The organism is Lysinibacillus sp. LZ02 (assembly GCF_050613145.1).
GTDB lineage: Bacteria > Bacillota > Bacilli > Bacillales_A > Planococcaceae > Lysinibacillus_B.
In genome coordinates this window covers 615,141-626,890 of sequence record NZ_CP192507.1, presented here as the reverse complement: position 1 = coordinate 626,890, position 11,750 = coordinate 615,141, and the positions used below count along the sequence as shown (strand labels likewise).

9 protein-coding genes are annotated in these 11,750 nt (G+C 40.3%); 2 read left to right on the top strand and 7 right to left on the bottom strand.

Annotated elements, in window-relative coordinates:
* Window positions 1–42: 42 nt before the first annotated feature.
* From ACQQ2I_RS02880 to ACQQ2I_RS02870, 3 genes are all read right to left on the bottom strand, one after another.
* Window positions 43–1,317 carry a UDP-N-acetylglucosamine 1-carboxyvinyltransferase gene (locus ACQQ2I_RS02880; protein ID WP_431029059.1) on the bottom strand — a complete coding sequence of 425 codons (1,275 nt, stop codon included), beginning with the start codon at window positions 1,315–1,317 and terminating at the stop codon, window positions 43–45.
* 43 nt (window positions 1,318–1,360) lie between these two features.
* Window positions 1,361–2,011 carry a fructose-6-phosphate aldolase gene (fsa, locus tag ACQQ2I_RS02875; protein WP_431029058.1) on the bottom strand — a complete coding sequence of 217 codons (651 nt, stop codon included), beginning with the start codon at window positions 2,009–2,011 and terminating at the stop codon, window positions 1,361–1,363.
* 191 nt (window positions 2,012–2,202) lie between these two features.
* Window positions 2,203–3,057: a class II fructose-bisphosphate aldolase gene (locus tag ACQQ2I_RS02870; protein ID WP_431029057.1), complete on the bottom strand. Its 855-nt coding sequence runs from the start codon at window positions 3,055–3,057 to the stop codon at window positions 2,203–2,205.
* A gap of 167 nt (window positions 3,058–3,224) precedes the next feature.
* Between ACQQ2I_RS02870 and ACQQ2I_RS02865 the strand changes: the two genes are divergently transcribed.
* A complete protein-coding gene (locus ACQQ2I_RS02865) occupies window positions 3,225–3,908 on the top strand; it encodes a hypothetical protein (protein ID WP_431029056.1) in 684 nt (227 codons plus the stop codon).
* 89 nt (window positions 3,909–3,997) lie between these two features.
* Here ACQQ2I_RS02865 and ACQQ2I_RS02860 read toward each other — a convergent pair whose 3' ends face one another.
* Window positions 3,998–4,357 (bottom strand): response regulator, encoded by a 360-nt coding sequence (locus tag ACQQ2I_RS02860; protein WP_431029055.1) that lies wholly within the window; start codon window positions 4,355–4,357, stop codon window positions 3,998–4,000.
* A 302-nt stretch (window positions 4,358–4,659) separates the two neighbouring features.
* On the opposite strand from ACQQ2I_RS02860, the gene ACQQ2I_RS02855 reads away from it, so the two are divergent.
* Window positions 4,660–5,223, top strand: a complete 564-nt coding sequence (locus tag ACQQ2I_RS02855; RefSeq protein ID WP_431029054.1) for a DUF2529 family protein — start codon at window positions 4,660–4,662, stop codon at window positions 5,221–5,223.
* A 113-nt stretch (window positions 5,224–5,336) separates the two neighbouring features.
* Here the strand turns inward: ACQQ2I_RS02855 and ACQQ2I_RS02850 are convergent, their stop codons facing one another.
* From ACQQ2I_RS02850 to icmF, 3 genes are all read right to left on the bottom strand, one after another.
* The gene (locus ACQQ2I_RS02850; RefSeq protein ID WP_431029053.1) at window positions 5,337–6,941 is read right to left on the bottom strand and encodes a CTP synthase; all 1,605 of its coding nucleotides are present in this window, start codon (window positions 6,939–6,941) and stop codon (window positions 5,337–5,339) included.
* Between the two features lie 477 nt (window positions 6,942–7,418).
* The gene (gene rpoE, locus ACQQ2I_RS02845) at window positions 7,419–7,997 is read right to left on the bottom strand and encodes a DNA-directed RNA polymerase subunit delta (RefSeq protein ID WP_431029052.1); all 579 of its coding nucleotides are present in this window, start codon (window positions 7,995–7,997) and stop codon (window positions 7,419–7,421) included.
* Window positions 7,998–8,405: 408 nt separating this feature from the next.
* Entirely contained in the window at window positions 8,406–11,654 is a 3,249-nt protein-coding gene (icmF, locus tag ACQQ2I_RS02840) for a fused isobutyryl-CoA mutase/GTPase IcmF (protein ID WP_431030434.1), read from the bottom strand.
* Window positions 11,655–11,750: the final 96 nt, after the last annotated feature.

Genomic DNA, 11,750 nt, shown 5'->3' with positions numbered 1-11,750 from the left:
TTCACTTTCATTTCGCTTTCACTTTCATTGTAACATATTCATCTAACTAGTTTTATCTGATGTTAAAATTGTTTCACGACGAATATTTGCACCTAGTGTACAAAGCTTTTCAATTAAAGAGCTATAACCACGCTCAATATGATAAATATCGTGAATTTCCGTTTCTCCCTTGGCAAGCAGTCCAGCAAGCACTAATGCAGCACCTGCGCGTAAATCCGTTGCCGTTACGACCGAACCTTCTAATTGTGTTGGCCCTTCAACAATCGCCGTATTACCTTCCACACGTGCTTTTGCACTCATCCGACGGAGTTCATCAATATGTTTAAAACGCGCTGTATAAATTGTATCCGTCACTTTCGATGCACCCACTGCTTGTGTCATTAAAACGCATAGTGGCTGTTGTACATCTGTTGGAAAACCCGGGTATACAAGGGTTTTCACATCAACAGCTTGCAGTACGTCTTGCTTTGGTATAAAAACACTTTCCTCGTCTTCCTCTATCACAACGCCCATTTCACGTAGCTTTGCAATGACAGAATCTAAGTGCAACGGAATCACATTATCAATTGTTACCCCGTCACCAATCGCTGCTGCCATAATCATAAATGTGGCTGCTTCAATACGGTCTGGAATAATCGTATGCTTCGTACCATGCAATTCTTCTACGCCGTCAATACGAATGACACTCGTACCAGCGCCTTTAATTTTGGCGCCCATATTCGAGAGCAGTGTTGCTACATCAATAATTTCTGGCTCTTTTGCGGCATTTTCAATAATCGTTCGTCCTTTTGCAAGTACCGCTGCGAGCATAATATTAATCGTAGCCCCAACACTTGCCACGTCTAAATAAATTTTTGCCCCGCGCAACTCCTCCGCACGTAAATAAATCGCACCGTGCTCATTTGTTACTTTCGCACCTAGCGCTTCGAACCCTTTAATATGTTGATCGATTGGGCGCGGCCCTAAAAAACAACCGCCTGGCAAACCGACAACTGCTTTTTTAAAGCGGCCTAACATAGCGCCCATTAAGTAATAAGAAGCGCGAAGTTTTTTTACGTTCCCATTTGGTAATGGCATCGCAATCATATGAGAAGGATCGATTGTCATCTTTCCATCTTCAAACGTGACTTCGCCGCCAATTTCCTCAAGTAAAGCTTTTAACGTCCAAGCATCTGAAATTTCAGGAATCCCTCCAATAGTGACGGAAGAATTCGCCAAGATTGATGCTGGAATTAAAGCGACCGCACTATTTTTCGCACCGCTGACTTTGACTGTACCTTGTAGACGATGACCACCGTTAATTTTGTAAACATCCATACTAGCGTTTCTCCTTCATCACTTGGAAAGCTTATTTTTCTTATTATTGACCTTCACGCTTTGACCAATCCGCTAAAAATCCTTCAATTCCTTTGTCAGTTAATGGATGGTTAAATAATTGGTTTAATACCTTAAATGGTGTTGTTGAAATATGTGCACCAGCCAATGCTGCTTCTGTAATATGTTGTGGATGACGGATAGACGCAGCAATAATTTCTGTTTTAATATCGTGGATTGTAAAAATATCTGCGATTGTTGAAATTAATTCAACCCCGTTTTGTCCGATATCATCCAGACGCCCTAAAAATGGCGATACATATGTTGCACCCGCGCGCGCAGCCATTAATGCTTGGTTCGCTGAAAAGATTAATGTAACATTTGTTTTAATGCCTTTTTCAGAGAAAAATTTACATGCTTTTAATCCTTCTGGTGTCATCGGTAATTTCACTGTAATATTTGGGTGAATCGTGGCTAATTCTAACCCTTCTTTCATCATGCCTTCCGCATCTAATGAAATAACCTCACCACTGACTGACCCATCTACTAATTCAGCAATTTCTTTTAGACGATCGTGGAAATTTACACCTGGCTCTTTTGCTACTAACGTAGGGTTTGTTGTCACACCTGATAAAATGCCCCAAGAATAGGCTTCTTTAATTTCTTCAAAGTTTGCTGTATCGATAAAGAATTTCATGTATTTATCCTCCTTGTACAAAGCTGCATAAATGTATTATCATGATTAGAAAAACACAACTCGCCCTGAAATAGTGCGAGTTGCTTTGTTTTCTTATGTGGATTTTCTTGAGAACTTCTATTTTCGTATCCACCAAGATAAGAGAAGGGCTGCGTATGAGACACTGCTCCTCATCATAAAGCTCTTATATATTACGCTTTTTGCGAGCTACCAAATACACGCATTTTACCGATAACTGTTTCTTTAATCGCTTCGCGTGCAGGTGCTAAATATTTACGTGGATCATATACTTTTTGATCATTGTTTAAAATTTCACGGATTACTTTTGTTGCAGCAATTTGATTTTCAGTGTTTACGTTGATTTTCGCTGTTCCTAAAGAAATCGCACGTTGAATTTGCTCATCTGGAATACCTGTACCACCATGTAATACTAACGGCATACCTGTTTCGTTACCGATTTGTTCCATTTCAGCAAAACCTAGTTTTGGTTCGCCTTTGTATGGACCATGAACTGAACCAAGTGCTGGTGCTAAGCAATCGATCGCTGTTTGCTCAACCATTGCTTTACATTCTGCTGGATCAGCATAGATGATACCGCCTGTTACACCATCTTCTTCCCCACCAACTGTACCTAATTCAGCTTCGACTGATACACCGTGAGCATGCGCATATTCTACTACTTCTTTTGTGATATTTACATTTTCTTCAAATGAGTGGTGTGAAGCATCAATCATAACAGATGTGAAACCTGCATCGATAGCTTCTTTACATTTTTCGAAAGATGAACCGTGGTCTAAGTGGATGGCTACTGGAACTGTGATGTTATAGCTTTCGATTAATCCTTTTACCATGTGTACGACTGCTACAAAGCCGCCCATGTATTTTCCTGCACCTTCCGAAACACCTAAAATAACTGGTGAATTTTCTGCTTGCGCAGCTTGAAGGATTGCTTGTGTGAATTCTAAATTATTAATATTGAATTGCCCTACTGCGTATTTCTCATTTTTTGCTTTGATTAACATTTCTTTCATAGACACTAATGCCATTATGGAAATCCTCCCTTAAGGATGCTAAATATTTTATATGAAAACATTCAATCCCATCATAACAAAAACCAACGCATCTGAAAAGCTTCAGATGCGTTGGTTTTCTTCACCGAAAGCGGAGCGGCAGGTGCAAAATTACTTCAATCCAAAAAGTGTTTCAGACCGTTATGTTTTCTGCACCGAAAGCGGAGCGGCAGGTGCAAAATTACTTTAATCCAAAAAGTGTTTCAGACCGTTATGTTTTCTGCACCGAAAGCGGAGCGGCAGGTGCAAAATTACTTCAATCCAAAAAGTGTTTCAGACCGTTATGTTTTCTGCACCGAAAGCGGAGCGGCAGGTGCAAAATTACTTTAATCCAAAAAGTGTTTCAGACCATCATGTTTTCTGCACCGAAAGCGGAGCGGCAGGTGCAAAATTACTTCAATCCAAAAAGTGTTTCAGACCGTTATGTTTTCTGCACCGAAAGTGAAGCGGCAGGTGCAAAAATTACTTCAATCCAAAAAGTGTTTCAGACCGTCATGTTTTCTGCACCGAAAGCGAAGCGGCAGGTGCAAAATTACTTCAATCCAAAAAGTGTTTCAGACCGTCATGTTTTCTGCACCGAAAGTGAAGCGGCAGGTGCAAAAATTACTTCAATCCAAAAAGTGTTTCAGACCATCATGTTTTCTGCACCGAAAGCGGAGCGGCAGGTGCAAAATTACTTCAATCCAAAAAGTGTTTCAGACCGTTATGTTTTCTGCACCGAAAGCGAAGCGGCAGGTGCAAAATTACTTCAATCCAAAAAGTGTTTCAGACCGTTATGTTTTCTGCACCGAAAGCGGAGCGGCAGGTGCAAAAATTATTCAATCTGAAAAGCTTCAGATGCGTTGGATTAGCAATATAGGTAAAATACGGAATACATGCTCTCTACGCATGCATTTTCAATATGATTTCCATAAAACTACACACTGAGTACATCCTTCACACTATTTAATACATCAAAAATATTAAATGGTTTTGTAAAGTACTTTGTCGCACCAAGTCTCATTGCTTCATCGATTAAATCTTGTTCCCCGTAAGCGGTCATCATCATAACCGGAATAGCTTCATTTTTAGCTTTGAGCTGTTGTAAAATTTCGATGCCATTCATCCCCGGAATTTTCATATCTAGCAAAACGCAATCAATCGCTTCTTCATCGAAGATTTTCAATGCTTCAATCCCATTTTGCGCCAAATATGTAATGTACCCTTCTTTTTTAAATACTTCATTCAATAACAGCCGAATACCTGGTTGATCGTCAATGATTAGTATGTTCTGCATTGTAAAAATTCCCCTTATGACCATTTTTATAACAAGCATGTCAATTCACCTTTTATTGTTAACCTAATTGTGTAAACAGTTAATTTCCGCTACAGTCACCTTGCTTCAATTAACTGGAAAATCATTTTTGATGACGTTTTGCCTAAAAATACGCTCTCACAATATTAATATTTGGATAAACTACACACCTGTTTTTATAATATATTCTGTGATTATTTGTAAAATCCTTCCTTTACATTGAAATCATTTTCAAATTTTGCAATTTAGTTTCATCGAACTTATAATGAGGTGGAGGTGGAAATATGTCAAAAATTTTAACTACTCAAATGAGTGGCTTATTACAGCGTATTCAAACAAGCGAAGAAGAAGCGGTTGAAGAAACAGCACGTTTACTTGCGCAAGCTGGCATTGGACAAGGTCATGTATATTTCGCCTGCTTTGGTGAATTAAAGGCAGTGGAACTGAATGCGGTGACAAGTGTAGCACCATTTGCAAAAATTGTGCCATGGACAGATGATGTGGTCGTAACAGAAGTAGACCGAGTCATTATTTTTGCACGCAGTTGTCAAGATCCAGAAGCACTTGCGTTAGCCCAAAAATTATATGATGCGTTTATTCCGTTTGCCGCTGTGGCGAGTGAAGTCGCGAGTGCTGACAACCCGTTAAGCGAGCTCGCTTATACATATATTAGCCTGAAAGTTCGTGGTGGAATTTTACCACATCCAACAAAGCTAGGTGAGCGCATTGTCTTCCCACATTTAATCGCCGCGTTATTTATTTATGAAGCGATCAAGATGGCCTATGATGAAATGATTTCAGATGATGAAGAGCTAGAGGAGGATACACCGACTTCTCCCTTTAGTTAATAATCTGCTACTGCTCCTTCATGAGAGCGGTGGCTTTTTATTTTGTTCAAGTACACCCCTTACGAAACAAAAACTACCCCGCCCTATTCTAGCGAGGTAGTTCGTATTAGTTATTATTTACGGTTCGCAAATGCTGCACCAACAAACTCACGGAATAGTGGTTGTGGACGTTGCGGACGCGATACTAATTCTGGGTGGAATTGACCAGCGACGAAGAATTTCTTCTCTGGTAATTCGATAATTTCAACAAGCTTATTGTCAGGAGATACGCCTGAGAATACAAGGCCTTCTGCTTCCATCGCTTCACGGAATTCGTTGTTGAACTCATAACGGTGACGGTGACGCTCATAAACTAACTCTTCTCCGCCATAGCAATCACGTGCACGAGAACCTTCTTTTAACTTACATGGATATAAACCAAGACGTAATGTACCACCTAAATCTACATCTTCTGATTGATCTGGTAAGAAGTCGATGATTGGGTAATTTGTTTCTTTATCCAGCTCTGTTGAATGTGCGCCTTGTAAACCAAGTACATTACGGGCAAACTCAATTGTTGCCAGCTGCATCCCTAAGCAAATACCAAAGAATGGCACATCATTTTCACGCGCAAATTTAATCGCTTCAATTTTCCCTTCGACACCTCGATCACCGAAGCCACCTGGTACAAGAATACCGTCAGCTTGTCCTAATAGCTCATGTGCATTTTCTGCTGTAATATGCTCTGCATTCACCCAATCAATTTCGATATCTGAATCATATACATAGCCGGCATGCTTTAATGCTTCTGCTACTGAAATATAAGCATCTTGTAGCTCTACATATTTCCCAACAAGGGCAATACGTGTTTTGTGCTGTAAGTTTTTCACTTTGTGTACAAGCTGTTTCCAGTCAGACATATCTGCTTCTGGTGCTTGGATTCTAAAGTGATCAAGGACGATATCATCAAAGTCTTGTGCATGTAAGTTAAGCGGCACTTCATACAGATGCTCTACGTCACGAGATTCAATGATTTCGTGCGGTTGTACGTCACAGAATAACGCTAGCTTGTCTTTCATATCTTGTGAAATGGCTTGCTCTGTACGGACAACGATAATGTTTGGCTGAATCCCAAGTGAGCGTAACTCTTTTACAGAGTGTTGCGTCGGTTTTGTTTTCATTTCACCCGCTGCTTTAATGTACGGGATTAATGTACAGTGCACATACATAACATTATTGTGGCCAAGGCTTGTTTTCATTTGACGGATCGCTTCTAGGAACGGTAGTGATTCGATATCCCCTACAGTACCACCTACTTCTGTAATCACAACATCGGCATTTGTTTCGCGACCAGCACGCTGGATGCGGTCTTTAATTTCGTTTGTAATATGAGGAATTACTTGCACCGTACCACCGTTGTAATCACCGCGACGCTCTTTTTGTAACACAGATTGATACACACGGCCTGATGTCACTGTTGAATGTTTCCCTAAGTTAATATCGATGAAGCGCTCGTAGTGACCTAAGTCTAAGTCAGCCTCTGCGCCATCGTCTGTGACGAACACTTCACCATGTTGATATGGGCTCATCGTACCTGGATCAATATTTAAATAAGGGTCGAACTTTTGAATTGTCACTTCAAGACCACGATTTTTGAGTAAGCGTCCTAAAGATGCTGCAACAATTCCTTTTCCGAGTGATGAAACAACCCCACCTGTTACGAAAATATACTTTGTCATGCTAAATTCCTCCTTGAAAATAAGAAAAGCTTAAACGTTTGGCACACCGGCAAACAGTTGAAGCAATAAACTAAATGAAAACTTATATTTCGCTCGGCCATTGCAAGCGCTAATTATTAGAAAGACACATCTCGTCCAAATTAGGTAGAGATGATGTCCATTCTGATGCGGATATCCATAAAACTAATACTTTCCTATCCACAAATAAAAAACGCTCCTCCTGCTTGTTGCAGGGGGAGCGTATCAATCGTACGGTCAATCTCCTCTTTTAAGGAGCCCAAGTAAAAGATTATACGGAAGCGCAAAAGAAGTCAAGCACTTTTACATTGGACATTCCCTGAACAAATTTAGGTATCCCCTTGTTTGACATTACCTAAACACAAATGTAGACAAAGTCAAACTTCGACTTTGTCTACATTTCTTTCTATTCAAATCTTATACGATGTGAGGAAAGAACGTAACTTCCCATGAGCGAGTTTACTTCTCGTCGTCTGTAAACTCCTCGAAATCGTCAGCTTCTTCTTCCTCTTCCTCGTCTTCATCTTCGATAATGAATTCTTCTTCCTCTTCTGGAATTAGTTCTTCATCGATTTCTGCATCAATATCTTCAATATCTTCTTCTACAAAGTCGATTGAATCATCTTCTTCGATATCATCATCTTCATCTGCAAACTCATCGAAGTCTTCATCGAATGAAATATCATCTTCATCCAGTTCAAGGATTTCCTCTTCATCATCAACTACCGCTTTTGATTTTTTCTTACGTACTTTTACTGTTGGTGCTGTTTCTTCTTCAATTGTCTCTACTTTATACCATTCGCGTAGACCCCAACCGCTCTCATGGTTTAATAAGAAACGACCATCTACATTCATATCTGTATAAAATTGTACAAGACGAGCTTTAATCTCCTCATCTGAATAACCATTTAAATTTTGAATGGCTTTTACTAAATCATTAAATAAAATGGCTGATTTACGTTCTTCTAAAACTGCGTATGCTAAATCAATTAACGACTCTTCTGCTAATTGTTCTTTTGTCATTTCACGAAAGTTCAAATCGTGCACGTCCTTTCTTTGATTACATTACCTAAACATAATACCCATTATATACAAACTTAATAGTACTATGCTAGTTTCATTTGTTGTTTTTTATTTTCTGACATTCTTTGATACCTACGTAAAATAAGAAAGCAGACAAAATTAGCAGTGGAATCGACGCTAATTGCTCATTATACAAAAAGAAGGTGGCGACCAAACAGCTCAGTATTATGATATATCTCATATATTGCATCATCTGTGCCACCTCCTTGCTGTCTTTAAAGCTAGTATACAAAATTAGCGAGAAATCGTCGTGTAAAAGAAGACGCGTAACTAGCTCGTTATTAAAAAGAAGTCATTAAGCGAGCATTTTTCTAATCAATCTAGAATTTTTTGTAAAAATAAATTCAAACCTTTCGGGTAAGCTTACATATTTCGACGATATTGCCCGCCCACTTCGTAAAGCGCTCGTGTAATTTGACCAAGACTTGCTACTCTCACAGTCTCCATTAACTCCGCGAAAATATTACCACCTGTAACCGCTACTTGTTTTAAACGATTAAGCGCTTGATCGATCTGTGCTACATTCCGCTCTTGGAATGCCTGTAAGTTTACAATTTGTGTATCTTTTTCTGCTTTTGATGCACGGGCAATTTCCATTGAATCAATCGCCTCATCGGAAGCTAGATTTGGATTTAAGTACGTATTCACGCCAATAATCGGCAGTTCGCCTGAATGTTTTAAGTGCTCATAGTACATCGATTCTTCCTGGATTTTACCACGCTGATATTGCGTTTCCATCGCACCAAGTACACCACCGCGATCATTCATACGATCAAATTCAGCAAGTACTGCCTGCTCTACTAAATCCGTTAACTCCTCCATAATGAAAGCTCCTTGTAGCGGATTTTCATTTTTCGATAGGCCATGCTCTTTTGTAATAATCATTTGAATAGCCATCGCACGACGCACAGACTCTTCTGTTGGTGTCGTAATTGCTTCGTCATATGCATTTGTGTGTAGCGAGTTACAGTTATCTTGTAATGCCATTAACGCTTGTAGTGTTGTACGAATATCGTTAAAGTCGATTTCTTGTGCGTGTAGGCTTCGACCTGATGTTTGTACGTGATACTTAAGCTTTTGTGAGCGCTCATTGGCACCGTATTTATCTCGCATTGTTACAGCCCAAATACGACGTGCGACACGCCCAATCACTGTATATTCTGGATCTAGTCCGTTTGAGAAGAAGAATGATAAGTTCGGTGCAAAATCATCGATATGCATGCCACGACTTAAATAGTACTCCACATACGTAAAGCCATTCCCCAGTGTAAAGGCTAGCTGCGAAATAGGGTTAGCGCCTGCTTCCGCAATATGATAGCCAGAAATCGATACAGAATAGTAATTACGCACTTTGTGATCGATAAAGTACTGCTGAATATCGCCCATCATACGTAGTGCAAATTCTGTACTGAAAATACAAGTATTTTGCCCTTGATCCTCTTTTAAAATATCTGCCTGCACTGTACCACGCACGACTTGTAACGTCGCTTCACGTGTTTCTGTAAATTCTTCTACGGTTAACGTGCGCCCAAGCTCTTGCTCACGTTTTTTCACTTGCTGATCAATCGCCGTATTCATAAACATTGCTAAAATAATTGGCGCTGGACCGTTAATCGTCATCGATACCGATGTACTCGGTGCACATAGATCAAAGCCATTGTATAACTTTTTCATATCATCTAATGTACATACATTCACACCCGATTCGCCAATTTTCCCGTAAATATCAGGACGAATATGTGGGTCCTCTCCGTAAAGAGTAACCGAGTCAAAGGCCGTCGATAAACGTTTTGCGTCATCATCTTTCGATAAATAGTGGAAACGTTTATTCGTACGCTCCGGTGTCCCTTCACCCGCAAACTGACGCTTCGGATCTTCCCCTTCACGCTTGAACGGGAAAACCCCTGCTGTATATGGGAATGAGCCTGGTACGTTTTCAGCATATACCCAGCGTAAAATCTCGCCGTAGTCTTCATATTTTGGCAATGCCACTTTCGGAATTTTTGTGCCTGATAGCGACTTTGTTTTCAGGATTGTGCGAATTTCTTTATCACGAACCTTTGTGACAAGCTCATCACCCGCATAAGCCTCTTTTAACGTTTGCCAGTTACTTAAAATCGTTTTTGATTCTTTCGTTAGCTCATCACGAACACCTGTAATGAGCGAATTTAACGAAGCAATTAATGCTTCCTCTGTAGCTGGTAATTGCTTTAATGTGCCTTCTAATTGATACAATCTACGTGCTAGTTCTACCTGCTCTGCTGCCTTTTTATGATAACCACGTACTGTATCTGTGATTTCACGTAAATAGTAGCGACGGTCATTTGGAATAATGACATCTTGCTTTTGTGTTTTTACCGATTGCTCGTAAGATGTGTGCCAATTGTAGTCGAATTTTTCATTGATTAAACGTACAAGCGCTGCAAATAGAGAGTTCGTTCCTTTGTCATTGAATTGAGAAGCGATTGTACCGTATACCGGCATCTCATCTAAATCCGTAGTCCACGCTTCACGTGAACGTTGCATTTGTTTTTGTACTTGGCGAAGCGCATCTTCAGAACCTTTACGCTCAAACTTATTGATCGCAATAATATTTGCATAATCAATCATATCGATTTTTTCAAGTTGCGTCGGTGCACCGAACTCGCTTGTCATCACATACATAGAGAGATCCGTATACTTTGTAATTTCTGCATCTCCTTGCCCGATACCACTCGTTTCTACGATGATTAAATCATAGCCTGCCGCTTTTACGACATCGAGCACATCACCAATCGAAGCAGATAACTCTGTACGCGATCCGCGTGTCGCTAAGCTACGCATATATACACGCTGATTGAAAATCGCATTCATACGGATACGGTCACCAAGTAAGGCGCCACCTGTTTTTTGCTTTGTTGGATCGACCGAAAGAATCGCAACCTTCTTATCCGGGAACTCTTGTAAAAATCGGCGAATTAATTCATCTGTTAAGCTTGATTTCCCTGCGCCGCCCGTTCCTGTAATACCTAGAACAGGTGTATGTTTCGAGTTCACGCGTGCCACTTGCAGTAATGGTGCGACATCTTCTCCCCCTATTTCAGCTGCTGTAATTAAATTAGCTAAAATCTCAGGTGTATCCGTCGAAAGCTTTTCAAGTTTTTCCACATAGTCGTCCGCTAATGTAGAGAAGTCTGCCCCTTTGATTTTTTCATTAATCATGCCTTGTAAGCCGAGACGGCGACCATCTTCCGGTGAGAAAATCCCGCTAATCCCATACTCATGCAATTCTTTAATTTCGCGAGGCAGAATTACGCCCCCACCGCCGCCGTAAATTTTAATATGTGGTGCGCCTTTTTCACGTAGTAAATCATACATATACTTGAAGTACTCCATATGCCCACCTTGATAGCTCGATACAGCAATCCCTTGTGCATCTTCTTGAATGGCTGCATTGACCACTTCTTCTACTGAACGATTGTGCCCTAAGTGAATAACTTCTGCCCCACTTGCCTGTAAAATTCGGCGAATAATGTTCACGGATACATCATGTCCATCAAATAAACTAGATGCCGTCACAAAACGTACGTGATGTGTAGGTTTATATACTTGCACTTTGTTTTCAACTGTCATCTCCGCTTTTGTTTCTACTTGTGTTGTCATATGGAACTCCCCTTTGCTTTGTAAAATATCCCTTTGTTTAACCGCTCAGCACCCCTACTGAGCATG

Coding starts and splice junctions, on each gene's coding strand:
- ACQQ2I_RS02880 (WP_431029059.1), bottom strand. CDS start 1,317: ATGGATGTTTACAAAATTAACGGTGGTCATCGTCTACAAGGTACAGTC.
- fsa (WP_431029058.1), bottom strand. CDS start 2,011: ATGAAATTCTTTATCGATACAGCAAACTTTGAAGAAATTAAAGAAGCC.
- ACQQ2I_RS02870 (WP_431029057.1), bottom strand. CDS start 3,057: ATGGCATTAGTGTCTATGAAAGAAATGTTAATCAAAGCAAAAAATGAG.
- ACQQ2I_RS02865 (WP_431029056.1), top strand. CDS start 3,225: ATGTTTTCTGCACCGAAAGCGGAGCGGCAGGTGCAAAATTACTTTAAT.
- ACQQ2I_RS02860 (WP_431029055.1), bottom strand. CDS start 4,357: ATGCAGAACATACTAATCATTGACGATCAACCAGGTATTCGGCTGTTA.
- ACQQ2I_RS02855 (WP_431029054.1), top strand. CDS start 4,660: ATGTCAAAAATTTTAACTACTCAAATGAGTGGCTTATTACAGCGTATT.
- ACQQ2I_RS02850 (WP_431029053.1), bottom strand. CDS start 6,941: ATGACAAAGTATATTTTCGTAACAGGTGGGGTTGTTTCATCACTCGGA.
- icmF (WP_431030434.1), bottom strand. CDS start 11,654: ATGACAGTTGAAAACAAAGTGCAAGTATATAAACCTACACATCACGTA.